The sequence below is a fragment of the Pseudoxanthobacter sp. M-2 genome, assembly GCF_046156265.1.
Classification (GTDB): domain Bacteria; phylum Pseudomonadota; class Alphaproteobacteria; order Rhizobiales; family Segnochrobactraceae; genus CAMDHY01.
Genome location: NZ_JAWDIR010000011.1, coordinates 1,074,976 through 1,097,248, shown reverse-complemented (window position 1 = coordinate 1,097,248; position 22,273 = coordinate 1,074,976). Strand labels below are relative to the sequence as shown.

General features: G+C 69.7%; 24 protein-coding genes. 13 read left to right on the top strand and 11 right to left on the bottom strand.

The features are described from left to right. The first annotated feature begins 15 nt into the window (after positions 1–15). Both RUR49_RS10075 and RUR49_RS10070 read left to right on the top strand, forming a co-directional pair. Positions 16–1,656 (top strand): fumarate hydratase, encoded by a 1,641-nt coding sequence (locus tag RUR49_RS10075; RefSeq protein WP_409146222.1) that lies wholly within the window; start codon positions 16–18, stop codon positions 1,654–1,656. Between the two features lie 235 nt (positions 1,657–1,891). Then, complete coding sequence (locus RUR49_RS10070; protein ID WP_409146221.1) at positions 1,892–2,485, top strand: L,D-transpeptidase; 594 nt, start codon at positions 1,892–1,894, stop codon at positions 2,483–2,485. Positions 2,486–2,651: 166 nt separating this feature from the next. Here the strand turns inward: RUR49_RS10070 and RUR49_RS10065 are convergent, their stop codons facing one another. Further along, complete coding sequence (locus RUR49_RS10065) at positions 2,652–3,569, bottom strand: Hint domain-containing protein (protein WP_409146220.1); 918 nt, start codon at positions 3,567–3,569, stop codon at positions 2,652–2,654. Positions 3,570–4,061: 492 nt separating this feature from the next. Between RUR49_RS10065 and RUR49_RS10060 the strand changes: the two genes are divergently transcribed. After that, complete coding sequence (locus tag RUR49_RS10060; RefSeq protein ID WP_409146219.1) at positions 4,062–4,514, top strand: GatB/YqeY domain-containing protein; 453 nt, start codon at positions 4,062–4,064, stop codon at positions 4,512–4,514. A gap of 87 nt (positions 4,515–4,601) precedes the next feature. Here the strand turns inward: RUR49_RS10060 and RUR49_RS10055 are convergent, their stop codons facing one another. Next, positions 4,602–4,967 (bottom strand): gamma-butyrobetaine hydroxylase-like domain-containing protein, encoded by a 366-nt coding sequence (locus tag RUR49_RS10055; RefSeq protein WP_409146218.1) that lies wholly within the window; start codon positions 4,965–4,967, stop codon positions 4,602–4,604. 136 nt (positions 4,968–5,103) lie between these two features. On the opposite strand from RUR49_RS10055, the gene moaA reads away from it, so the two are divergent. Further along, entirely contained in the window at positions 5,104–6,159 is a 1,056-nt protein-coding gene (gene moaA / locus RUR49_RS10050) for a GTP 3',8-cyclase MoaA (protein ID WP_409146217.1), read from the top strand. Positions 6,160–6,214: 55 nt separating this feature from the next. Further along, positions 6,215–7,423, top strand: coding sequence for a multidrug effflux MFS transporter (locus RUR49_RS10045; protein ID WP_409146216.1), 1,209 nt, complete (start codon positions 6,215–6,217; stop codon positions 7,421–7,423). A gap of 39 nt (positions 7,424–7,462) precedes the next feature. Here RUR49_RS10045 and RUR49_RS10040 read toward each other — a convergent pair whose 3' ends face one another. Further along, positions 7,463–8,086, bottom strand: a complete 624-nt coding sequence (locus RUR49_RS10040; RefSeq protein WP_409146215.1) for an FMN-dependent NADH-azoreductase — start codon at positions 8,084–8,086, stop codon at positions 7,463–7,465. Positions 8,087–8,273: 187 nt separating this feature from the next. On the opposite strand from RUR49_RS10040, the gene RUR49_RS10035 reads away from it, so the two are divergent. Further along, entirely contained in the window at positions 8,274–8,696 is a 423-nt protein-coding gene (locus RUR49_RS10035) for a winged helix-turn-helix transcriptional regulator (RefSeq protein WP_409146214.1), read from the top strand. Here the strand turns inward: RUR49_RS10035 and RUR49_RS10030 are convergent. Next, positions 8,686–9,828 (bottom strand): Mrp/NBP35 family ATP-binding protein, encoded by a 1,143-nt coding sequence (locus RUR49_RS10030; protein ID WP_409146213.1) that lies wholly within the window; start codon positions 9,826–9,828, stop codon positions 8,686–8,688. The genes RUR49_RS10035 and RUR49_RS10030 overlap by 11 nt on opposite strands. A 392-nt stretch (positions 9,829–10,220) precedes the next feature. Between RUR49_RS10030 and mobA the strand changes: the two genes are divergently transcribed. The 4 genes from mobA to RUR49_RS10010 all read left to right on the top strand — a co-directional run bounded on the left by mobA (position 10,221) and on the right by RUR49_RS10010 (position 13,327). Beyond that, positions 10,221–10,901 carry a molybdenum cofactor guanylyltransferase MobA gene (mobA, locus tag RUR49_RS10025; RefSeq protein ID WP_409146212.1) on the top strand — a complete coding sequence of 227 codons (681 nt, stop codon included), beginning with the start codon at positions 10,221–10,223 and terminating at the stop codon, positions 10,899–10,901. A gap of 168 nt (positions 10,902–11,069) precedes the next feature. After that, entirely contained in the window at positions 11,070–11,846 is a 777-nt protein-coding gene (locus RUR49_RS10020; protein ID WP_409146211.1) for an ABC transporter substrate-binding protein, read from the top strand. 72 nt (positions 11,847–11,918) lie between these two features. Further along, complete coding sequence (locus RUR49_RS10015) at positions 11,919–12,635, top strand: ABC transporter permease (protein WP_409146210.1); 717 nt, start codon at positions 11,919–11,921, stop codon at positions 12,633–12,635. Between the two features lie 35 nt (positions 12,636–12,670). After that, positions 12,671–13,327 carry an ABC transporter permease gene (locus RUR49_RS10010; protein ID WP_409146376.1) on the top strand — a complete coding sequence of 219 codons (657 nt, stop codon included), beginning with the start codon at positions 12,671–12,673 and terminating at the stop codon, positions 13,325–13,327. A 284-nt stretch (positions 13,328–13,611) separates the two neighbouring features. On the opposite strand, the gene zwf is transcribed toward RUR49_RS10010, so the two are convergent. The 4 genes from zwf to cobT all read right to left on the bottom strand — a co-directional run bounded on the left by zwf (position 13,612) and on the right by cobT (position 17,124). After that, positions 13,612–15,078 carry a glucose-6-phosphate dehydrogenase gene (zwf, locus tag RUR49_RS10005; RefSeq protein ID WP_409146209.1) on the bottom strand — a complete coding sequence of 489 codons (1,467 nt, stop codon included), beginning with the start codon at positions 15,076–15,078 and terminating at the stop codon, positions 13,612–13,614. 123 nt (positions 15,079–15,201) lie between these two features. Then, complete coding sequence (locus RUR49_RS10000; RefSeq protein ID WP_409146208.1) at positions 15,202–15,486, bottom strand: hypothetical protein; 285 nt, start codon at positions 15,484–15,486, stop codon at positions 15,202–15,204. After that, positions 15,486–15,977: an Lrp/AsnC family transcriptional regulator gene (locus tag RUR49_RS09995; RefSeq protein ID WP_409146207.1), complete on the bottom strand. Its 492-nt coding sequence runs from the start codon at positions 15,975–15,977 to the stop codon at positions 15,486–15,488. Before RUR49_RS09995 ends, RUR49_RS10000 begins: the two co-directional genes overlap by 1 nt. Before the next feature lie 124 nt (positions 15,978–16,101). Beyond that, a complete protein-coding gene (cobT, locus tag RUR49_RS09990) occupies positions 16,102–17,124 on the bottom strand; it encodes a nicotinate-nucleotide--dimethylbenzimidazole phosphoribosyltransferase (protein ID WP_409146206.1) in 1,023 nt (340 codons plus the stop codon). Between the two features lie 154 nt (positions 17,125–17,278). Here cobT and cobS point away from each other — a divergent pair, with 154 nt between their 5' ends. Genes cobS through RUR49_RS09975 form a run of 3 tightly spaced genes read left to right on the top strand, consistent with a single transcriptional unit; the run spans position 17,279 to position 18,652 of the window. After that, the gene (gene cobS / locus RUR49_RS09985) at positions 17,279–18,088 is read left to right on the top strand and encodes an adenosylcobinamide-GDP ribazoletransferase (protein ID WP_409146205.1); all 810 of its coding nucleotides are present in this window, start codon (positions 17,279–17,281) and stop codon (positions 18,086–18,088) included. A 58-nt stretch (positions 18,089–18,146) separates the two neighbouring features. Further along, positions 18,147–18,365 (top strand): DUF1289 domain-containing protein, encoded by a 219-nt coding sequence (locus RUR49_RS09980; protein ID WP_409146204.1) that lies wholly within the window; start codon positions 18,147–18,149, stop codon positions 18,363–18,365. Beyond that, the gene (locus RUR49_RS09975) at positions 18,362–18,652 is read left to right on the top strand and encodes a hypothetical protein (RefSeq protein WP_409146203.1); all 291 of its coding nucleotides are present in this window, start codon (positions 18,362–18,364) and stop codon (positions 18,650–18,652) included. Before RUR49_RS09980 ends, RUR49_RS09975 begins: the two co-directional genes overlap by 4 nt. A 10-nt stretch (positions 18,653–18,662) precedes the next feature. Here the strand turns inward: RUR49_RS09975 and dusA are convergent, their stop codons facing one another. The 3 genes from dusA to boxA all read right to left on the bottom strand — a co-directional run bounded on the left by dusA (position 18,663) and on the right by boxA (position 22,269). After that, positions 18,663–19,688: a tRNA dihydrouridine(20/20a) synthase DusA gene (dusA, locus tag RUR49_RS09970; RefSeq protein WP_409146202.1), complete on the bottom strand. Its 1,026-nt coding sequence runs from the start codon at positions 19,686–19,688 to the stop codon at positions 18,663–18,665. A gap of 197 nt (positions 19,689–19,885) precedes the next feature. Further along, on the bottom strand, positions 19,886–20,938 hold the full coding sequence (locus RUR49_RS09965; protein ID WP_409146201.1) for a helix-turn-helix transcriptional regulator: 1,053 nt from the start codon (positions 20,936–20,938) through the stop codon (positions 19,886–19,888). Between the two features lie 137 nt (positions 20,939–21,075). Further along, positions 21,076–22,269: a benzoyl-CoA 2,3-epoxidase subunit BoxA gene (gene boxA, locus RUR49_RS09960; RefSeq protein ID WP_409146200.1), complete on the bottom strand. Its 1,194-nt coding sequence runs from the start codon at positions 22,267–22,269 to the stop codon at positions 21,076–21,078. Between the last annotated feature and the right edge of the window lie 4 nt (positions 22,270–22,273).

Here is a 22,273-nt window from a genome sequence, read left to right as displayed (position 1 = left end):
CTCGGAGCCCTGCCGATGACCGTCCATGATCTGCCGACCGCGGCGCCCCGCCACGTCTCGCTGCTGCCGCTCGGGCCCGACGAGACCGCCTACCGGAAGCTGACGAGCGAGCACGTCCGCGTCGAGACGGCGCTCGGCGAAGAGGTCGTGGTCGTCGAGCCCGAGGGCCTCCGGCTCCTCGCCGAGCAGGCGCTTGTCGACATCAACCACCTGCTTCGGCCATCGCATCTCGCGCAGCTGGCAAAAATCCTCGACGACCCGCAGGCGACCGACAACGACAAGTTCGTCGCCTTCGACCTCCTGAAGAACGCCAACATCGCCGCCGGCGGCGTGCTGCCGATGTGCCAGGACACCGGCACCGCGATCGTGCTCGCCAAGAAGGGCCGCCGCATCTGGACCGACGGCAGCGACGAGGCGATGCTCGCCGCCGGCATCCGCGACGCCTACTTCAAGCGCAACCTGCGCTACAGCCAGCTCGCGCCGCTGTCGATGTTCGAGGAGAAGAACACCCGCACCAACCTGCCGGCGCAGATCGACATCTTTGCCGAGGGCGATGATGCCTACAAGTTCCTGTTCATGGCGAAGGGCGGCGGCTCGGCCAACAAGACCTTCCTGTTTCAGGGGGTGCCGTCGCTGCTGACGAAAGACCGGCTCGCCGTCTTCCTGAAGGAGAAGATCCTGACGCTCGGCACCGCCGCGTGCCCGCCCTATCACCTCGCCATCGTCATCGGCGGCCTGTCGGCCGAGCAGACGCTGAAGACGGTGAAGCTCGCCTCCGCCCGCTATCTCGACGGCCTGCCGACATCGGGCTCCGAGGACGGCCACGCCTTCCGCGACCTCGAAATGGAAGCTGAGATCCACGCCATGACGCAGGCGCTCGGCGTCGGCGCGCAGTTCGGCGGCAAGTATTTCTGCCACGATGTCCGCGTCATCCGCCTCCCCCGCCACGGCGCCAGCCTGCCGATCGGCCTCGGCGTCTCCTGCTCCGCCGACCGCCAGGCGACCGCCAAGATCACCCGCGACGGCATCTATCTCGAGCAGCTCGAGGCCAATCCGGCCCGCTTCCTGCCGGAGATCGACGACAGCCACCTCGGCGAAGGCGTCGTCCACATCGACCTGACACGGCCGATGCCGGAGATCCTGGCCGAACTGACCAAGCACCCGATCCGCACCCGCCTGTCGCTCACCGGCCCGCTGATCGTCGCCCGCGACCTCGCCCACGGCAAGCTGCGCGAGCGGCTGGAGCGCGGCGAGCCGTTGCCGGACTACTTCAAGAATCACCCGATCTACTATGCCGGCCCGGCGAAGACGCCGGAGGGCTACGCGTCCGGCTCGTTCGGCCCGACGACGGCCGGCCGCATGGACGCCTTCGTCGACCAGTTCCAGGCGGCTGGCGGCTCGATGGTGATGCTCGCCAAAGGCAACCGTTCGCCGGCGGTGCGCGACGCCTGCCACAAGCATGGCGGCTTCTATCTCGGCTCGATCGGCGGCCCCGCTGCGCGCCTCGCACAGGACTGCATCAAGCACGTGGAGGTCGTCGAGTACGCCGAATTGGGCATGGAGGCCATCTGGCGGATCGACGTCGTCGACTTCCCGGCCTTCGTCGTCGTCGACGACAAGGGTAACGATTTCTTCAAGGAATTGAATCTCGGCTGACGATTCGCTTACCGGCTGCTGGTGCGCTCGCCCGGAAAACGTTGCAGACGAGGCACAGTAGGCGAGTTTCCGGCGCGCGGGCGCGATTGGACCGCCGAACCGCTTGCGGGTGCGGGAACGCCGCTTCATTGGTGCGAGTTGACGAGAAGTTGGCTGGCCTGTGGCGACGACATGTCGTTTTCTCGGCTGGTCACAGTCTCGATCGCGTTCGGTTCCAGCGGATGAAGGGCGCACGATGCGCAAGATGATATTGGCGGTTGCGGCGATCGCCGCGGCCATGACGAGCGGGTCCGCCTACGCCCAGGGTCCCCTGGCGGCGCTGCGGGCCTATGAGCAGAACGGCGGCTACGAGGGCCACAAGGCCGGCGTCGGCGGCAAGTCGTGGGCCCGGATTCCGCGCGAGGAAGTGGACTTCCCGGGCAACTACAAGGCGGGCACGATTGTCGTCAACACGACGGAGCGGCGCCTTTATCTTGTCCTCGGCGACGGCAAGGCGCTGAAGTACGGTATCGGCGTCGGCCGCCCCGGCTTCGAGTGGGCCGGCACGCACCGCGTCACCCGCAAGGCCGAATGGCCGGGCTGGACGCCGCCGCCCCCCATGCGCAAGCGCCAGCCGGACCTGCCGCAGCACGTTCCGGGCGGCCCGAACAACCCGCTCGGTGCCCGCGCCATGTATCTCGGCTCGTCCTGGTACCGCATCCACGGTTCCAACGAGCCCTGGACGATCGGCCAGGCGGTGTCCTCGGGCTGCTTCCGCATGACCAACGAGGACGTCATCGACCTCTACGAGCGCGTCAAGGTCGGCGCCCAGGTCGTCGTCGTCCGCTGATCCCTTTCCGGGACCAACCGTGACGGGCCGGCCGCAAGGCCGGCCCGTTCGCGTTTCGACGATCGACAGCGCCTCCAACGACGAGCCGCGGCCCGAAAACCAGCGAGCCCGCCCCGGACAGTCCGGGACGGGCTCCGATCTGGCGCACGGGGCCTTCAGGACGCCATCAGGCGGCCGCGGCGTCTCCCGGCATTCTCAGTGCCCGTGCTCGCCCCGCAACGCGCTCCCGGATCGGCCTGGGCAGTTGGCGGGCCGACTTGACGCGCGGTGCGGCGATCTCGGTGATCGTCGCCCCCTGCTCGCCGTAGAGCGCCACGTAATCCGCGTAGTTGTCGAAGCGGCGGCGTGTGACGTTGTCGACGAAGGTCTCCACGGGCATGCCGTCCGCCACGATGATCTCGTGGCCGTCCGTCTCAACATGGTAGACGATGTAGCGCTCGCCGAGTTCGGCCGCGGTGAGGTGACGGATGGTCGTCCCGTTCACCAGCGCGCCGGCCTGGACCAGCACACCGTCGATAAGAAGGGCGTGATCCGAGGTCACCCGCAGATCGGCACACGGCACACCTTCCCCGAGCGCGCCGGCCTCGACGAGGACTGGCCACTGATCCTCCGGCGGCCCGAAGAGGATGACGACGCTTCGCCGTCCCACCCACTTGACCGGAACAGCGCGCCCGTCCGCCGTCAGAACGAGATCGCCGATAGCCAACCGCTCCACCGCAACGGCGTCCGAAGGGGTCGCAATCTGCACGCCGGGCAGGAAACAGGGCACGAACTCGGTGGTCGAGACGTCGCCGGACGGGATTGTTGTCGGAAACTCATAATTCGTAAAATTGCTCACATTCGCGTAGACATAATATGTACTGATATAAAACACAAAAATAAAGTCGACCCCGCCTATCTCTGCGTATCCGTAGTAAGTCGACGTTCCTGGCCCAAATGATCCGCTTGTATTGACTGTATCTCCTGGCAATATAGTTGCATTTTCTGTGCCAAGATAGGCAGATTGGATGTTTGATTGGCGCAGTTCAAATGTTGATCCGACGAGGTCGTATCTCGCCGCAACATTATAGTCATAAAGAGCCATACCATCCTCCCCCGAGTTTGATATCAGAACACTAGCCGCCTCTATAGTAGGTAAATTTTATCACTTCCTAATATCGATGCAAAAAATGAAATCTGTACAGTGGAATATTGTCGACTTCACGCTTGTGTGATGGGACTGATGATCAACCTCGACTTCTGCTGTCCGCACATGTTCGCAATTCCTCGGAATCCGATTTCTCTCCGGCAACCGCACGCGACCCGACGCCACAAAGACATCTGGCGACTGCCGGTACACTCTCTACGGCGACCAGCCCCACCGGATCATGACAAGCTGATCTTGCGGCTTCAGCACACGGTACGGCTCTGCGACGGCGCACCCGGACCTGCGCATGACAGTGATGTTGCTGCACGCAGTCACGGGCCTCTCGGCCAGCTCCGGTGTGGCGCTCCAGGCCACTCTCGTACTATGCGTGTCGCGGCGAGTGCGGCTTCGTCTGTCCGGAGGACAGCGGCCAGTCTGGAGAACACGATCATGCGCGCAGCTCTCAGCGAGGCGCTGAAGACGGCGATGAAGGCGGGCGAAAAACGCCGCGTCTCGACCATCCGCATGGTCCAGGCCGCCATCAAGGACAAGGACATCGAGGCGCGCGGCGCCGGTCGCGAGACCGCCAGCGAGGCCGAGATCCTGTCGCTCCTCCAGAAGATGATCAAGCAGCGTCAGGAATCGGCCACCGTCTACGAAGGTGCCGGCCGGCCGGAGCTCGCCGCCCAGGAGCGCGAGGAGGTGGCCATCATCACCGAATTCCAGCCGCAGCAGCTGGACGAGGCAGAGACGGCCGCCGCGGTGGCCGCCGCCGTCGCCGAGACGGGGGCCAGCGGTCCGCAAGACATGGGCAAGGTGATCGCGGCCCTCAGGGCTGCCTATGCCGGCCGCATGGACTTCGGCAAGGTCTCCGGCCTCGTGAAGGCCGCGCTGACGAAGTGAGCCGCCAGCGGCGGGGGACGGTCGCCGGAGGCGCGAACGATGGGGCCGCTGGCCAAGCTCCGACGGGAGCTGCCGGCGGCCTGAGGCTCAGCGGTCGCGGGACAGCCCCTTCGCGGCGAGCTCCGTCAGATAGGCCGACCACAGCGCCTCGCGGTCGGCGCCGAGGCGGCGCAGGTAGCCCCAGGTGAAGATGCCGGTGCTGTGGCCATCGCTGAACTGCAGCCGCACGGCGTAGTTGCCGACCGGCTCGACGGCCCTGATCTCCACGTCACGCTTGCCGCCGACGGTGATGCGCTCGGCCGCGGAATGGCCCTGCACCTCGGCCGAAGGCGACATCACGCGCAGCATCTCGGCGGGAATCTCGAAGGCGGCGCCGTCGTCATAGGTGACCGCCAGCGTGCGATGTCCGCTCTTCAGGCGGATCTCCACCGGCCAGCTCTGCTCGTCCGCCATCGGGCTTTCCCCTTGCCGTGCCGCTCTCGAATGGCAATATCAGCGCAAGCGCGGCGGGCCAACCGCCGCGGGCGGCGAAGTGTCGGCCGGAACGTCCTCCGGCCGCCGGTTTCGGACGCCACGGGAGCGAAGCAGGATGCTGCGAGACGCCGACATCGGCCCCGGCCGCCCCCCCGTGCCGAACGGGCCTGCCACAGCGCCGAGCCTGGTCGATCCGTTCGGCCGCTCGATCACGTACCTGCGCGTCTCCGTGACCGACCGTTGCGACTTCCGCTGCGTCTATTGCATGTCGGAGGACATGGCGTTCCTGCCGAAGCGGGACCTTCTGTCGCTCGAGGAACTCGACCGGCTGTGCTCCGCCTTCGTGACCCAGGGCGTGCGCAAGCTGCGCATCACCGGCGGCGAGCCGCTGGTTCGCAAGAACGTCATGAGCCTGTTCCGCGCCCTCGGCCGCCATCTCGAAACGGGCGCGCTCGAGGAGCTGACGCTCACCACCAACGGCTCGCAGCTCGGCAAGTATGCCGCCGAGCTCGCCGACATCGGCGTGCGCCGCGTCAACGTCTCGATCGACACCCTCGACCGCGACAAGTTCCGCGCCATCACCCGCTGGGGCGATCTCGACCGGGTGCTGGAGGGCGTCGCCGCCGCAGAAGCGGCCGGCCTCAAGATCAAGATCAACGCAGTGGCGCTCAAGGACGTCAACGAGCACGAGATCGAGCACCTGATGACCTGGTGCCACGGTCGCGGCTACGACCTGACGCTCATCGAGACGATGCCGCTCGGCGAGATCGGCGACGACCGCACCGACCAGTACCTGCCGCTGAACACGGTGCGGGCGCGCCTCGCCGAGCGCTTCACGCTTGAGGAGATTCCCTACCGGACCGGCGGCCCGGCCCGATATGTGCGGGTCGCCGAGACCGGTGGGCGCCTCGGCCTGATCACGCCGATGACCCACAATTTCTGCGAATCCTGCAATCGCGTCCGCGTCACCTGCACGGGCACGCTCTACATGTGCCTCGGTCAGGAGGACGCGGCCGACCTGCGCGCACCGCTGCGCGCCTCCGAGGGCGACGACCTCCTCAACGCCGCTATCACCGCGGCGATCGCCCGCAAGCCGAAGGGGCACGACTTCGTCATCGCCCGCGCCGGCGGCCCCTCCGTCTCCCGCCACATGTCGGTGACGGGCGGCTGACCACCGCCCGTCCGTCTCCACCGCCGTCAGCCGGCGCCACCCGATCGAGAGCCCGATGAATTCTCCGTCGCCGGTGGCGATCGCCGCCCCGCCGATCGCCGTGCTCGTCGCCATCGCGGCGCTGCAGCCGGTCGGCATCAACATGTTCATGCCGGCGATCCCGGCGATGCGGATCGATCTCGACACCGACACCACGACGGTCCAGCTCGCCATCTCGCTCTATCTCGCCGCCACCGCCGTCGGCATGCTGGTGCACGGCCCCCTGTCCGACCGCTACGGCCGACGGCCGGTGCTGCTGGTCGGGCTCGTTCTCTACATCCTCGGCAGTCTCGTCTGCGTCTTCGCGCCGACGATCGAGGTCCTGCTCGTCGCCCGTGTCGTGCAGGCGTTCGGCTCGAGCGCCGGCATGACGCTGTCGCGCGCCATCGTGCGCGACTGCTTCGACCGCGAACGGTCGGCCAGCATGATCGGCTACGTGACGATGGGCATGGCGATCGCCCCTGCGATCTCGCCCGGCATCGGCGGCGTGCTCAGCGAGATCTTCGACTGGCGGGCGACGTTCGCGGCGATGTGCGTGTTCGGCGTCGGAACGTTTGTGTTCGCACTCATATCGCTCCACGAGACCAACCCGCGCGCCGGCACGCCGATCCGGGTCGGCGCGATGCTGCGCTCCTTCGGGTCGCTGCTGGCGATACCCGCGTTCTGGAAGTTCTCCGGCACCGCGGCGCTCGCCTCGGCGGTGTTCTTCGCCTTCATCGGCGGCGCGCCGCACATCGCCCCGACCGTGCTCGGCATCTCGCCGGCGGTCTATGGCGCCTACTCGGCGTTGCTGTCGATCGGCTACATCATCGGCAACTTCCTGTCCGGCCGTTATGCCGCGCGCGTCGGCATCCCGCGGATGATCCACCTCGGCAACCTGATCGCGTTCGCCGCGCTGCCGTTGATGGGTCTCGCCGCGGTTCTCGGCGCCAACCAGCCGATCTGGTTCTTCGGAGCGATGGTCCTCGTCTCGATCGGCAACGGCGTCTGCCTGCCCAGCGCCATTGCGGGTGCAGTGAGCGTCCGGCCGGATCTGGCCGGCGCCGCCTCGGGCCTCACCGGAGCCTTCCACATCAGCCTCGCTGCGGCGACGACGGTCCTGGTCGGGGCGCTGCTCGACGCCGGGCTGTGGCCCGGAACGGTCTGGCCCGTGCTCGCGCCGATGCTGGTGGCAGGGGCGCTGGCCGTTCTCGTCGGCCAGTTCGTGCGCGGCGACGGGCGCTGAGGCGCCCGCCGGCAATCAAGCGCGCGGGCCGATGCGTGGTCAGGCAGCCACGAGAGCCGGCATGGACGAGACGCGCTCCAGCGCCGCCTGCACGGCCTTCTCGGCCATCTCGGGCCCGAACGCGATGCCCTCGATTGCGATCACCTCGACGTCGGTGATGCCCATGAAGCCGAGCACGTGGCGGAGGTAGGGCACCTGGAAGTCGAACGGCTTCGCCGGGCCCTGCGAGTAGACCCCGCCCTGCGCCACCACCAGGTAGGCCTTCTTGCCCTTCACCAGCCCGCGTGGCCCGCTCTCGTCGTAGCGGAAGGTGACGCCGGCGCGCAGCAGATGGTCGAACCAGGTCTTGAGTGTCGAGGTCGGCGCGAAATTGATCATCGCCGAGGCGATGACGATGGTGTCGGCGGCGAACAACTCGGCGACGAGGCCGTCGGACTGCGCCACCGCCTCGGCCTGCTGCGGCGTGCGGGCCGCGGCCTCGGTGCCGAGGGCGGCAAGAAGGCCACCGTCGAGGTGTGGCAGCGGCTCGGCCGCGAGGTCGCGCACCATCACATCGGCGCCGGGGTCGTTCGCCGTCAGGCTGCCGACCAGTTCCCGCGCCACGCGCGTCGAGTGGGAGGCCTCGCCGCGCGGGCTGGAGAGGACGAGAAGGATCTTGCACATCAGGGGTGTTCCGTCGGTTCGAGCCGTGCCGGTCGCGATGGGGCGCGCGGAAGGTTTCGCCGACCGCAGGGCGGTCGCCGTCGCGCGCATCGACGTCGCTGGGCACTGGTCACATTCTGTAACCGACGCTAGATTGGAGACTGCCCTCGCGGCCCGCAAGAAGGCACATTTTCGGAACCCCGGTACCATGCGTGTTCCTGACCAGCACGATTCCACCGACTGCCGTGCCGTCGCCGACGTGCTCGCCCGCGTCGGCGACAAGTGGACGGTGATGGTGGTGGCGTTCCTGTCGGCTGGCCCGATGCGCTTCAACGAGCTCAGGCGCACCATCGGCGGGATTTCCCAGCGCATGCTGACGCTGACGCTGCGCGGCCTCGAGCGCGACGGGCTGGTCACGCGCACCGTCACGCCGTCGATCCCGCCCCGCGTCGACTACGAGCTGACCGAGCTCGGCCGCACGCTGATCGTGACCCTCGGCGAACTGTCCGACTGGGCGATCCGCAACCGCCTTCAGGTGGAAGAGGCGCGCCGCCGCTTCGACGGGCGCGACGAGACGCGGTCTTCCGGCACCCCGGCGGACCGGGTGGCCGCGTCGCCGCCTACTCGATGACGATGCGCGGCGGCGCGCGGCGACCGCTGCCGCCGGCGAGCGCTGCCAGCACGCTCTGCGCGATCGCCTTGTAGGCACCCGCATAGGCGCCATCGGGCTCGTGCACGACGATCGGCCGGCCGTCGTCGGAATGCTCGCGGATCGACAGCGCCAGCGGGATCTCGCCGAGGAAGGGCACACCGAGCCGCGCGGCTTCCGAGCGCGCGCCGCCGTGGCCGAAGATCTCCGAGCGCTCGCCGCAGTGCGGGCAGAGGAAGTAGCTCATGTTCTCGATGATGCCGAGGATCGGCACGTCGACCTTGCGGAACATCGCGAGCCCCTTGCGGGCGTCGGCGAGCGCCAGGTCCTGCGGCGTCGAGACGATGACGGCGCCGGCGATCGGCACCTGCTGGGCGAGCGACAGCTGGACATCGCCGGTGCCGGGCGGCATGTCGACGACGAGCACGTCGAGCCCGCCCCAGTCGACCTCGTTCAGCATCTGCCGGAGCGCGCCGACCACCATCGGCCCGCGCCACACCATCGGCGTCTCCTCCTCGATGAGGAAGCCGATCGACATCGCCTTCAGCCCGTGGCCGACGAGTGGGCGGAGCACCTTGCCGGCGATCAGTTCCGGCCGGCCCTTCAGGCCCAGCAGCTTGGGGATCGACGGCCCATAGATGTCGGCGTCGAGGATGCCGACGCGCTGCCCCGCCGCCGCGAGACCCAGCGCGAGGTTGACGGCTGTCGTCGACTTGCCGACGCCGCCCTTGCCGGAGGCGACGGCAATGATCGCACCGACGCCCGGAAGGCCCATCTTCGGGGCCGGGCCAGCCTGCGCCGCCGGGGCCGGCCCGTGCGAATGGCCGCCGGGACCGTGCGAGTGGCCACCGGCCCGCGGAGCACCCGCCGCCGCTTCCGCCGTCAGCGCCACCGTCGCCCGGGTCACACCGGGGATCGACAGGATCGCCCCCTCTGCCCGGCGCCGAACGGGCTCGTAAGCGGCCGCCTGGTCGGGGCGGATGGTGATCGACAGCGCCACCGCGCCGTCGCGGATGGCGACGTCCGACAGGGCTCCCGACGAGACGAGTTCGCCGCCGGCCGGAGCCGGGATGCCCTTCAGCTTCTCGAGGACGGCGTCCCTGGTGACGGTCATGGCGGCTCCCGGCGTTCGCTCTGCCGCGGCCGTGGCCCGGCCGCGCGGCGTGTTCGGCCGGACCCTAGCCACTCGCGCGCCGCGGTCAACGCTTGTCGAGCGGGCCGTGCGGGGGGGAGCACAGCGTCGCCGCCGCCGTGCCTTTCCTCCCCTCTTGTAGGGGAGGTGGCCGGCGAAGCCGGCCGGAGGGGTCCGCCGCGCGCGAGCGCGGCGGTACGGCGCCTGAGACTGCCAAACCGTCGCACCGCCGCCGGCTGCGCCGACGGCGGCCCTCCCCGGTCCGCTGCGCGGCCCGACCCTCCCACGGGGGGAGGGTCGGGTGCCACGCTCTTCGGTGTGGCGCTTGACCTCGTGCGCCTTGCGCTGCGGGCGGCAGCGTTCGACTGTGCCCCATGCCACCGCCCCGCCCCACCGCCCCATCCGACATCGTCGGCGTCATCCTCGCCGGCGGCGCCTCGCGGCGGATGGGGGCGGACAAGCGCACGCTTCCCCTCGCCGGCCGGCCGCTGCTCGCCCACGTCGCCGCGCGGCTCGCGCCGCAGGTCTCCGCGCTGGCCGTCGCCCTCGATCGCGAGACCGCCGCCCGCCTCGCCACCGGCGGAGCGCCAGACCTCGCCGCCGCAATGCCCTCCGGCGCTACCGTGCTGACCGACGCCTTCGGCACCCGCGAAGGTCCGCTCGCCGGCGTGCTCGCCGGCCTGCGCTGGGCGGCAGAGCGCGGTGCCCCTCGCCTCCTCACCGTGCCCGTCGACACCCCGCTGCTGCCGGCCGACATCGTCGCCCGGCTGTCAGCCGCCGTCATGGGCGACGAGATCGCCGTCGCCGCCACGGGCGGCCGCGTCCACCACACCGTGGCGCTGCTGCCGTCCGGCCTTGCCGACGATCTTGCCGCCTTCCTCGCCGGTGACGACCGCCGCGTCCGGTCCTTCCTCGCCCGCCACACCGTCCACACGGTCGACATACCGCCGCTCGTCCTCGCCGGCCGCGGCAACGATCCGCTGCAGAACCTCAACACCCCGGCCGATCTCGCCGCCGCCGAAGCGGCTCTCTCGGCCCTCCCCTCTCCGCCCTGACGCAATTCCGGCCCCCGCCGGTTGCGTCGGCGAAATGAATGATGGGAAGATGTGCCCGGCGCCCCGCGGCGCGCCGCCCGCTTCGCTTGCAGGCGCGGCTGCAGTCGGCGGGCGCCCCGAGGCGAAGCAATCGCATCCGGACCCGAACGAACCGGAAGAGGGGTTTCCATGAAGATCGTCAGCCGTCTCGCGGCAGCGGCCGCAATCGTCATCGCCGCCGCGGGCACCGCGGGGGCGAAGGACTGGACGGAGGTGCGCATCGGCACCGAGGGCGCCTACGCCCCGTTCAACTACTTCGATTCCAACAATGAGCTGCAGGGCTTCGACATCGAGATCGCCAAGGCGCTCTGCGACGAGATGAAGGTGAAGTGCACCTTCGTCGCCCAGGACTGGGACGGCATCATCCCGGCCCTGCTCGCCAACAAGTACGACGCGATCGTCGCCTCGATGTCGATCACCGAGGAGCGCAAGAAGACGGTCGACTTCACCAACAAGTACTACAACACGCCGGCGCAGTTCATCACGAACAAGGAAGGCGGCATCACCGACACGAGCCCGGCCGCCCTCGCCGGCAAGTCGCTCGGCGCACAGTCGGCGACCACCCACGCCACCTACCTCGAGGACATGTACAAGGACTCCGACGTCAAGCTCTATCCGAGCCAGGACGAGGCCAATCTCGACCTCGCCAACGGTCGCCTCGACGGCATCCTCGCCGACTCCGTCGTCCTCTACTCGTGGCTGAACGAGACCGAAGACGGCAAGTGCTGCAAGGAGGTTGGCGAGCCGATCCGCAACGTCCAGTATTTCGGCGAGGGCGCCGGCATCGCGCTGCGCAAGGACGACCCGGAGCTCAAGGAGAAGTTCAACGCGGCGATCGCGGCGATCATCGCCAACGGCACCTACAAGAAGATCAACGACAAGTACTTCCCCTTCGACGTCTACTGACGATCCATCGTCTGACGGCGGCCGGCGATCCACGCCGGCCGTCGTCCCAGCGGACCGGGGGGCGACGCGCCGATGGACAACTTCCTTTCACTCCTGTCGTTCGGCCCGGACGGCTGGGGTGACCAGCTCGCCGCCGGCACCTGGATGACCATCCGGCTCGCCGTGGCGACCGTGCCGTTCGGCCTGGTGCTCGGCTTCTTCATCGCGCTGGCGAAGGTCTCCGAGCGGCGCTGGCTGCGCTTCATCGGCGAGACCTACACCACCGTCTTCCGCGGCCTGCCGGAGTTGCTCACCCTCTTCATCATCTACTATGGCGGCCAGGTGCTGCTGCAGCGGGTGGTCAGCCTCGTCGCGCCGAACGCGCAGGTCGAGGTGAACAGCTTCGTCGCCGGAATGTTCGCCCTCGGCATGGTGTTCGCAGCCTATGCCAGCGAGGCCTTCGTCGGCGCCATCCGCGCCATCGGCAAGGGTCAGTTCGAGGCGGGCGACGCGCTTGGCATGCGGCGCGCCACCACCTGGTTCGTCGTCGTGCTGCCGCAGCTCATCCGCCTCTCCCTGCCAGCGCTCGGCAACCTCTGGCTCGTCCTCCTGAAGGACACCTCGCTCGTTTCCGTCATCGCGCTGAACGACCTCCTGCGCATGACGAACATCGCCGTCGGCGCGACGAAGCAGCCGTTCTTCTTCTACCTCGTGGCGCTGCTGATCTACCTCGCGCTGTCGATCATCTCGTCGATCGGCCTGTCGAAACTCGAGACCCGCTTCGGCCGGGGCTATGGAGCCGCCCGGTGATCGACCTCGAGCTGCTCTCCCGCTATGGCCCACGCATGCTCGACGGCCTCGTCGTCACTTTGACGATCGTCGGCCTGGCGATCGTCATCGGCGCCGTGCTGTCCGCCCCGCTCACCGCCATGCGGCTCTCCGCCAACCCGATCGTCAACGGCATCGCCTACGGTTACACGACCTTCTTCCGCGGCACGCCGCTGCTCGCCCAGACCTTCCTCGTCTATTACGGCGCCGGGCAGTTCCGTCCGTTCTTCCAGGACATCGGCCTCTGGTGGTTCTTCCGCGATGCCTTCAACTGCATCGTCTTCACCTTCGCCCTCAACACCGCCGCCTATCAGGCGGAAATCCTGCGGGGCGCCATCCGCTCGGTGGCGCGCGGCCAGTGGGAGGCGGCGAGCGCGCTCGGCGTCTCGCGGGCGGTCACCACCTGGAAGGTGATCCTGCCGCAGGCCTTCATCGTCGCGCTGCGCCCCTACGGCAACGAGATCATCCTGATGATCAAGGGCTCGGCGATCGCCAGCGTCGTGACGATCTTCGACGTCATGGGCGTGACCCGCCTCGCCTATGCCCGCAGCTTCAACTTCGAGGTCTACATCTGGGCCGCCGTCCTTTACCTCGCCATCGTCGAGACCCTCCGCCGCGTCTGGGACGTCCTGGAACGCCGCCTGACCCGGCATCTGCGGCCGGCGAACGCGTGAGGCTAGCGCAGACCCCTTGAGCGGCAGGCACTGCCCTCCGACTTCATGTAAGGAGCCGCTGCCCCCTCCCGCTCTGTTGGGGGGCGCCTACCCCTCCGAAGTCATTCCCGGCCTTGTGCCGGGAACCCACTCGTCGCAGCGAGCACGGCGCCACGAGCCGGGCGCCCAGCGAACCGGCAATGTCCATGGGTTCCCGGCACAAGGCCGGGAATGACCCCAAGAGAGTTTGGAGACAGCCCCCGAGGAGCTGGACGCGGCCGAAGCGACAGGCGCAGGACGCCCCCTCACCCGCCGCCGTTGTTCGAATCCCGCCACGCCCGCTCGAACGGCAGCCGCCAGGCGTGCGGGGCGACGAGCTGGTGGATCGATTTCGGCCCCCACGAGCCCGGCGCGTAGAGGCGCACCGGCGGCGGTGCCTCGAGCAGCGGCGTCGAGATCTCCCACAGCCGCTCGATGCCCTCGGCGGTGGTGAACAGCGTGTGGTCGCCGCGCATGGCATCGAGGATCAGGCGCTCGTAGGCCTCCAGCACCTCGCCGATCAGGCCGGTGTCGTTCATCGCGAACTGCAGGCTGAGCTTGTCGAGCCGCATCCCGGGGCCCGGCCGCTTGCCGTAGAACGACAGCGACATCTTCGAGGCATCCGCGAGGTCGAAGGTGAGATGGTCCGGCCCCTGCGCGCCAACGCCGGAGCCGGCCGGGAACATCGACTTCGGCGGCTCGCGGAAGGCGATCGAGATGATCCGCTGCCCCTCCGCCAGCCGCTTTCCGGTGCGCAGGAAGAACGGCACGCCGGCCCAGCGCCAGTTGTCGATCTGGCATTTGAGGGCGATGAAGGTCTCGGTCTCCGATTCCGGATCGACGCCCTCCTCCGAGCGGTAGCCGGTGTACTGGCCGCGCACGACGTCCTTCGGGTCGAGCGGCAGCATGGAGCGGAAGACCTTGTTCTTCTCCTCGCTGATCGGCGCCGGCGCCAGCGCCGTCGGCGGCTCCATCGCCATGAAGGCCAGGATCTGGAAGAGGTGCGTCACCACCATGTCGCGGTAGGCGCCGGTCTGCTCGTAGAAGGCCGAGCGCTGGCCGAGGCCGAGGGTCTCCGGCACGTCGATCTGTACGTGGTCGATGAAGTTGCGGTTCCAGATCGGCTCGAACAGGCCGTTGGCGAAGCGGAAGGCGAGGATGTTCTGCGCCGGCTCCTTGCCGAGGAAATGGTCGATGCGGAAGATCTGGTCCTCGGAGAACACCTCGTGCAGGCGCCGGTTCAGCGACACGGCGCTCTCGAGATCGACCCCGAACGGCTTCTCCATGATGACGCGCGAGCGCTTGACGAGGTCGGCCTCGTCCAGCATCCGCACGGCCGCCAAGGCCGCGCTGGGCGGGACGCTGAGATAGTGGATGCGCCGGCTCTCGCCGTCGAACGATGCCTCGGCCCGCTCCACCGCCTCGCGCAGCGCCGCTGGCCCGGCCGACATCGGCACATAGTCGAGCTGCTCGGCAAACGCCGTCCACTGCGCCTCGTCGACCGCCTTGCGGTGGGAGAACTGGTCGAGCGCCGCGCGCGCGATAGCGCGGAAGCGGTCGGCGTCGATGTCGTCGAGCGACACGCCGATGATGCGGCAGCCGGGAATGAACCCGGCGGTCGAGAGGTGGAACAGCCCCGGCAGCAGCTTGCGCTTGGAGAGGTCGCCGGTGGCGCCAACCAGCACCACCACCTGCGGAAATTTCGGCCCCACGCCCGGAGGTATCTTCGCCACGGTCGCCATCCCGCCAGCCTAACAGCGCGAAGCCGCGCCCCGCGAGAGACTAGCGCGGAATTGTTGCGGCCCGGCGTCGAAAGCGTGGGCACCGGTCGCCCGAAAAAACGGCGGCAGGCGCCGTCACGGCTGGTCGCGCATGAAGTTGAGGTAGAGGTAGATGCCGATCGCCGCGGCGAGAGCCAGCATCAGGATGGTCTTCACCTCGTCGGGAATGGCGAACAGAAAGCGCTGCGCCATCTCGACGCCGCCGGAGACCGCATCGCCGGTGCCCGCCCCACCATCCGTTCCGCCATCGTCGACGACGGTGCCGTCCGGCGTCGTGCGGCTCACCGGCAGCCAGACGGCGGTCGCGGCATCCACAAAAGACGCCAGCACGCCTGAGGCGAGGGTCGGGAGCTCGGTCATCATTCGCTCGCCGCCCGGCCCTTTTCCAGCGGCACATAGGCGAGCGGCAGCGCCGTCGTGTACTTGATCTGCTCCATGGCGAAGGTCGTCGACACGTCGGAGATCTCGATCTTGGCGATCAGCTTCTTGTAGAAGGCGTCATAGGCGGCGATGTCCGGCACCACCACACGCAGCAGGTAGTCGACGTTGCCGGCCATCCGGTAGAACTCGACCACCTCGGGGAACTCCTGGATGACGCTCGCAAACCGCGACAGCCAGTCCTCGGAGTGCTTGTTGGTGACGATCGAAACGAAGGCCGTCACCGGTGCGTTCACCTTCGCCGCGTCGAGCAGCGCCACTCGCCCGGTGATGACGCCGTCCTCCTCGAGCTTCTGGATGCGCCGCCAGCACGGCGTCGTCGACAGCCCGACCCGGCGCGCCACCTCGGCCACCGGCACGGTGCAATCCTCCTGCAGGATCGACAGGATCTTGCGGTCGGTGCGGTCGATCATCGCGGTCTCCGGGGCACGCGCCCAGCGGCGGCGCCGAAACGGGAGGCGCGGCGCCGCCCCCGAGACATAGAAGACCCCGCCCCGACCCGCAACGCGCGGCGATAGTTCGCCGCGGTGCCGGGCCTCAGTCCGCAGGCCCCGACACCCCTGCACCGGCGAACGTCGCCATGCCGGAATGCACCCGCGCCGCGGTCCGCACCAGCACTGCGGCGAGCGCCGCGCCGGAGCCCTCGCCGAGCCGCATGCCGAGATCAAGCAGCGGCGACACGCCGAGCCGCTCCAGCACCGCGCGGTGCGCCTGTTCCGCGGACACGTGGGCGAACAGGCAGTGGCCGATCGCACCCGGATCGACGGCGTGCAGCACCGCGGCCGCGGCGGTCGCCACGTAGCCGTCGACCACCACCGGCACCCGCTGGTGGCGCGCACCGAGGATGGCGCCGGCCATCGCGGCGATCTCCCGGCCGCCGACGCGCCTGAGAACCTCGAGGCCGTCACGCTCGCCGGCGAGCCGGCCGACCGCCATCGCAACGGCGTCACGCTTGCGGGCGAGCCCCTCGCCCTCGACCCCGGTGCCGGCCCCCACCCAGTCGACCGCCGTGCCGCCATAGAGCGCGTGGTGGACGGCGGCGGCGACGGTGGTGTTGGCGATGCCCATCTCACCGAGGCAGAGGAGGTCCGGCCCGTCGGCGAGCGCCTCCATGCCGAAGGCCATCGTCGCGGCGAGTTCGCCCTCCGAGAAGGCGTCCTGTTCGGCGATGTCCGGCGTCGGCACTTCGAGCGCGAGCTCGAAGACCTTGAGGCCGATGTCGTTGGCGAGGCAGATCTGGTTGATCGCGGCCCCGCCGGCGGCGAAGTTCGCCACCATCTGCACCGTCACCTCGGCCGGATAGGCCGAGACGCCGCGCGCTGCGACGCCATGGTTGGCCGCGAACACCGCCACCGTCGGCCGGTCGACGGTCGGCGTCGCCTTGCCCTGCCAGGTGGCGAGCCAGGTAGCGATTTCCTCCATACGGCCGAGCGAGCCCGCCGGCTTCGTCAACTGCGCGTCGCGGGCCGCCACCGCCGCGGCCGAGGCAAGGTCCGGGCCGGGCATGCCGGCGATCAGCGCGCGGATGTCGTCGAGGGGGCGGCGGGGAGCGTCGGACATCGGGCGGGCCTCGGTCGAATCGGTCGGCGGTCACGGCCGGCGAGGCGGGCTGCGGCGGCAAGGCCGGCGCTGCACCCTCGCCTTGCGGCGGGAGGCCGTTGATAGTGCCTCGCGCCGCGGCTGTCATGCCGGACGGCTGCGAGCGGGAGAGATCATGGCCTCGACCTCCGACGACCGGCTGGCCCGCGCCGCCGCCGCCATCGCCGGCTGCTTGCGCTTCCTGGCGCGCGTTCCCGTGCCGGTGCTCGGCCCGCTCGACGACCCCGCCCGCCTGCCGGACCTCGCTCGCGACGCCTGGGCGATGCCGGTCGCCGGCGCCGTCATCGGCCTCGCCGGCGCCGCGGCGCTGTGGCTCACCGCCTGGCTCGGCCTGCCGCCGCTGCCGGCGGCGGCGGTGGCGGTGGCGGTCGGCGTCGCCGTCACCGGCGCCCTGCACGAGGACGGTCTCGCCGACACCGCCGACGGCCTCGCCGCCGGCGGCAGCGCCGAACGGCGGCTCGCCGTCATGCGCGATAGCCACATCGGCGCCGCCGGCGCCGCGGCTCTGGTGCTGTCGCTGATCCTGCGCGTGTCGGCGCTGGCGGCCATCGCCGAGGTTTCGCCGACCGTTGCCGCAGCCGCCTTCGTCGCCGCCAACGCCGTCTCCCGCGCCTCTGCGCTGGCGCCGCTCGCTTTGTTGCCGCCGGCGCGGACCGACGGGATCGCGGTCGCCGCCGGCCGGCCGACCGCCGGCGGCCTCACTTCGGCCGGCGCCACGGCTGCCGTGCTGGCACTCCTCATCGGCGGCGCCGAGACGGGGATGGCGGCGACGATCGCCGGCCTCGCGGCGGCCGCCGTCGCCGTCTGGCTGCTGCTGCGCCTGATGCGCGCCACCCTCGGCGGTGGCACCGGCGACGTCGCGGGCGCGGCCGAGCAGGCGGCGGCGTGCGCCTTCCTCCTCGCCGTCGCCGCAACGCTGCCCTAAACTCGACGTGCCGCGCCGCTCTCCTCGGCGCGGGCGAATCGGAGAGAGCGGAGCGGCGATGCCGGCCTTGCAGCGGATGGCGACGACGGTGGATGCGGGCACGGTGTCGACACCGTGCGTCAAGGAATGCGTCATCGGCGCCGATGGCCTCTGCCGTGGCTGCGGCCGCACGCTGGACGAGATCGTCGACTGGGCCCGCATGGCCGAGCCGGCGCGTCGTGCCGTCATGGCGGCGCTCCCGGCGCGGCGCCGGTCAACGGTGGCGGTCGCCCGATGAGCCCGAAGCAGCGCATCCGCCAGGTGGCGTTCTACGTGCTGGCGGCGATCTGCGTCGTCGCCGTGGCGCTCTGGCTGTTCGGCCCGGAACAGGGGCCCTTCCCGACCTGGATCGACGAGGTCGGACCCGGCCTCGTCGCCTCCGTCGCGGTGCTGATCCTGCTGTTGTCGGGCTATGTCGCCAATCCGCCGGCGCTCGGCGATGTCGGGCGGGCGATCCTGCTCTGGGGCGCCCTCGCCCTCGTGCTGGTGGTCGGTTACAGCTACCGCGCCGCGATCTTCGGCTGAGGCGCCGCCCTCAGGCGGCCGCCTCGACGGCCCCCGCCGCAGCGCCCTCGTCCGCCGCGGGCACCGGCCGCAGCGCCGCCAGCGCCTGGGTGATCACGTCGAGACCAGCTCCGCGGCGCACCGATTCGACCGTCAGGATACGCCGGAAGGTCCGCGCCCCCGGCCGCCCGGAGAACAGCCCGATCATCGGCCGCACCATCGGCGCCAGCGGCGCCCCGCGCGCGAGGTTGGCGGCGACGTAGGCGCAATAGACTTCGACCGCCTCGCGCACGTCGCGGGCGTCCCCCGCCTCGCCGTAGATCTCCGCGTCGACGCCCGCGAGCAGGTCGGGATTGTGGTAGGCGGCGCGGCCGAGCATGACGCCGTCGACATGGGCAAGCTCCGCCTTGGCGGCCGCGAGCGTGTCGAGCCCGCCGTTCAGCCCGACGAAGACGTCCGGCAGCCGCGCCTTCAGCCGCCGCACCCGGGCGTAGTCGAGCGGCGGCACGGTGCGGTTCTGCTTCGGTGACAGGCCTGAGAGCCAGGCCTTGCGCGCATGCACCCAGATCGCGTCGGTCCCGGCCGCCACCACCGCGTCGGCGAGCGCATCGAGCGCCGGCTCCGGGTCCTGGTCGTCGATGCCGATGCGGCACTTGACGGTGACCGGGATGCCGACCGCCGCCTTCATCGCCGCGATGCAGTCGCCGACGAGTGTCGGCTCCGCCATCAGGCAGGCGCCGAAGCGGCCGTCGCGCACCCGGTCGGACGGGCAGCCGACATTGAGGTTGATCTCGTCGTAGCCGAACTCCGCCCCGATCCGCGCAGCTTCCGCGAGGGTCGCCGGGTCCGACCCGCCGAGCTGCAGCGCCACGGGATGCTCGACGGGCGAGAAGCCGATCAGCCGCTCGCGGTCGCCGTGCACCACCGCGAGCGCCGTCATCATCTCGGTATAGAGCAGTGCGCGGCCCGACAGTGCTCGGTGCAGGACCCGGCAATGCCGGTCCGTCCAGTCCATCATCGGCGCGACGGCGAATACAGGGGCCTTGGCGTCGTACACGGAGCCTCTTCCAAACCTCTTGCTTGCAACACCCGCCGGGCGACCGATCACGCCGGTGCGCAGGAATGCACCGGTTAGCATCGTCGCGACCGAACGCGAAGGGGCCAGCGGGCGGCCTCCGACAGATGGGATCCCGGGGCGCCCGCCGCATCCCCTGCTTCAGCCGTGCCCAGCCAAGGGTCGCGCCCGGCTCTCGCCTACTCTGCCGGCTGTGATCCCGCACGCTGCGCACCGCTGCCCTCGACCTCGGCCGGGATCGCACCGGATGTGGCCCCGCGCCCGCCGGCGCCGCCCCGCCGCGACGAGATACGGCCCGCGCCGTCGGCACCGCCGCCACCGAGTAGGCCGTTCTCCCGGATCAGCGACAGCAGCCGCTCGAGCGAGGCCTGCAATCGCTCGCCCGAGGTATCGAGGGTCAGCAACGACTGCTCGTAGAGCGCCTCGCGCGAGCGCAGGATCGACTTCAGCTGCTCCATCGCCTCGGGGTTGCCCGCCATCGGGCGCGTGTCCCCCTGGGCGCGCACGCGCGTCATGTGTTCTTCCGGGCTCGCTTTCAGCCAGATCGTGTGGAAGTTCGCGAGAAGCGCCTTGTAGGTCTCGGGCTCGGCGACGATGCCGCCGGCGACGGCGAGGATCAGGGTGTCGTGGGTGGCGATGACGCGGCTGACCGCCTGCGCCTCGAGCTTGCGGTAACCTTCCTGGCCGTAGAGGGCGAGCACCTCGTTGACCGCCATGCCGGACTGTTCCTCGATCTCCCGGTTGAGCTCGACGAACGGGATGCCGAGGGCGCGGCCGGCCAGGGCGCCCAAGGTGGACTTGCCGGCGCCGCGCAGGCCGAGCAGGCAGATGCGGCGTCCCCGCAGGCTCTCCGGTGGTGTCGGGCTGAGGGTCGCCAGCACCTGCCGTCGCACCTCGGCCGGCGACGAGCGGAACAGATCTGCGACGCGCACAGCCTCCGACGTCCACGGGTCCTCCCGCCCGACCAGCCACTCGATGCGGTGGTCCAGCGCGATCGCCACGCGCTGCAGCAGCCCGATCGAGATGTTGCCCTCGCCCGCCTCGAGCTGGGCGAGGTAGCGCGGCGAGACACCGGAGATCTCCGAGACCACCCGGCGCGGTAGCCCCTTCAGTTCCCGCGCCTTGCGGACACGCTCGCCGACCCGCGTCATCAACTCCTCGACGGCGAGATCCATCGATCGCTCGGGATCGACGCTCGACACCTCGCCGCGAAAGTTCGTGATCTCCGACATGCGCGCCCGCTTGTGAAATATAGTGCATAAGCCTAGCGCGGCCGTGGCTTCACGACAAATCGAAACTCGCCGCTGCATCACAACGGCGAGACCGGGAGATAGCCGCTAGCGCGCGCGCTCGGATGGCGCGCAGGCCTTCAGTAAGTCTCCACGTGATAGCGGCCCTCGTTCCGCATCGCGTCGCGAAGGCTGGTCCAGACCGCGTCGCCGGCAATCTCGGCGAAGGCGCGCTCCACCCCCTCCTCCATGCCGCGCAGGCCGCAAACGTAGATGTGCGTCTTCGGATCGGCGATCATCTCCGCCACCGTGGCGGCCTCCGTGATCATCCGGTCCTGGACATATTCCCTCGCCCCGTCGGCCAGGCGGCTGAACACCAGGTGTTTGTGCAGCAACCGGTCGGGCACCTTGGCGAGGGGGCCGAAGTAGGGAAGGCTGTCGGGGCTCCTCGCGCCGAAGAACAGCACCATGTCGCCCGTCGCGCCGGTGGCCGTGCGCTGGCGGCGCATCGTGAAGGCGCGGAAGGGTGCCGATCCGGTGCCGGTGCAGATCATCAGCAGCCGCGCCGAGGGATCGTCCGGCATCAGGAACGTGGAGCCGAACGGCCCGGTCACCCGCACCTCGTCGCCCTTCTCGAGGCCGCAGATGTAGCTGGAGCAGCGGCCGTGCGGGTCGTGCTTCACCGTCAGCGAGATGTTGTTGAAGTTGGGCCGCTCGCCGTCCCGCGGGCTCGAGACGGAATAGAGGCGCGGCAGGTGGGGCTTGCCGTCGGCGTCGGTCCCGGGCGGGATGATGCCGACCGATTGGCCCTCGAGGACCGGAAAGGGCTGCGCACCGAAGTCGAGAATGACGTGGCGGACGTCGGACCCGGACTCCTCAGTCGTCAGCCGGTAGGAGCCCTGCACCTTCGCGATGGCCGGCTTGCCGAGGGTGTAGAGATTGACCGTTGGCTTCGACGCCGTCGCCGGCGGCCGCGAACGGCCACCCGCGCCGCGGTGCGCCTCGGCCAGCAGCGCCGCCATCGCCTCGTCCAGCGCCTCGATGCCGCCGCCGTCACCGCCCTCGGGTCCGTCGTCGAAGTCTTCCTGGGCCGGCAGTTCGCTCCAGGAGAACTGCTCCTCCAGCGAGTAGGGCTCGCGCACGACGCGCCACTCGTCGATCGAGCCGGTCGGGCAGACGGGAATGCAGTCCATGCAGAAATTGCACTTCGCGACATCGACCACGACGTTCTGGTCGTCGTGGGTGATCGCCTCGATCGGGCACGTCATCTCGCACGTGTAGCAGCGGATGCAGATCTCCGGATCGATCAGATGCTGCTTCATCGTCTCGCTCATCGCG

Coding starts and splice junctions, on each gene's coding strand:
- RUR49_RS09975 (WP_409146203.1), top strand. CDS start 18,362: ATGAGCCCGAAGCAGCGCATCCGCCAGGTGGCGTTCTACGTGCTGGCG.
- boxA (WP_409146200.1), bottom strand. CDS start 22,269: ATGAGCGAGACGATGAAGCAGCATCTGATCGATCCGGAGATCTGCATC.
- RUR49_RS10075 (WP_409146222.1), top strand. CDS start 16: ATGACCGTCCATGATCTGCCGACCGCGGCGCCCCGCCACGTCTCGCTG.
- cobT (WP_409146206.1), bottom strand. CDS start 17,124: ATGTCCGACGCTCCCCGCCGCCCCCTCGACGACATCCGCGCGCTGATC.
- RUR49_RS09980 (WP_409146204.1), top strand. CDS start 18,147: ATGCCGGCCTTGCAGCGGATGGCGACGACGGTGGATGCGGGCACGGTG.
- cobS (WP_409146205.1), top strand. CDS start 17,279: ATGGCCTCGACCTCCGACGACCGGCTGGCCCGCGCCGCCGCCGCCATC.
- mobA (WP_409146212.1), top strand. CDS start 10,221: ATGCCACCGCCCCGCCCCACCGCCCCATCCGACATCGTCGGCGTCATC.
- RUR49_RS10030 (WP_409146213.1), bottom strand. CDS start 9,828: ATGACCGTCACCAGGGACGCCGTCCTCGAGAAGCTGAAGGGCATCCCG.
- RUR49_RS09995 (WP_409146207.1), bottom strand. CDS start 15,977: ATGATCGACCGCACCGACCGCAAGATCCTGTCGATCCTGCAGGAGGAT.
- RUR49_RS10070 (WP_409146221.1), top strand. CDS start 1,892: ATGCGCAAGATGATATTGGCGGTTGCGGCGATCGCCGCGGCCATGACG.
- RUR49_RS10055 (WP_409146218.1), bottom strand. CDS start 4,967: ATGGCGGACGAGCAGAGCTGGCCGGTGGAGATCCGCCTGAAGAGCGGA.
- RUR49_RS10040 (WP_409146215.1), bottom strand. CDS start 8,086: ATGTGCAAGATCCTTCTCGTCCTCTCCAGCCCGCGCGGCGAGGCCTCC.
- RUR49_RS10060 (WP_409146219.1), top strand. CDS start 4,062: ATGCGCGCAGCTCTCAGCGAGGCGCTGAAGACGGCGATGAAGGCGGGC.
- RUR49_RS10010 (WP_409146376.1), top strand. CDS start 12,671: ATGCTCGACGGCCTCGTCGTCACTTTGACGATCGTCGGCCTGGCGATC.
- RUR49_RS10045 (WP_409146216.1), top strand. CDS start 6,215: ATGAATTCTCCGTCGCCGGTGGCGATCGCCGCCCCGCCGATCGCCGTG.
- RUR49_RS10065 (WP_409146220.1), bottom strand. CDS start 3,569: ATGGCTCTTTATGACTATAATGTTGCGGCGAGATACGACCTCGTCGGA.
- RUR49_RS10035 (WP_409146214.1), top strand. CDS start 8,274: ATGCGTGTTCCTGACCAGCACGATTCCACCGACTGCCGTGCCGTCGCC.
- RUR49_RS10020 (WP_409146211.1), top strand. CDS start 11,070: ATGAAGATCGTCAGCCGTCTCGCGGCAGCGGCCGCAATCGTCATCGCC.
- moaA (WP_409146217.1), top strand. CDS start 5,104: ATGCTGCGAGACGCCGACATCGGCCCCGGCCGCCCCCCCGTGCCGAAC.
- RUR49_RS09965 (WP_409146201.1), bottom strand. CDS start 20,938: ATGTCGGAGATCACGAACTTTCGCGGCGAGGTGTCGAGCGTCGATCCC.
- RUR49_RS10015 (WP_409146210.1), top strand. CDS start 11,919: ATGGACAACTTCCTTTCACTCCTGTCGTTCGGCCCGGACGGCTGGGGT.
- RUR49_RS10000 (WP_409146208.1), bottom strand. CDS start 15,486: ATGACCGAGCTCCCGACCCTCGCCTCAGGCGTGCTGGCGTCTTTTGTG.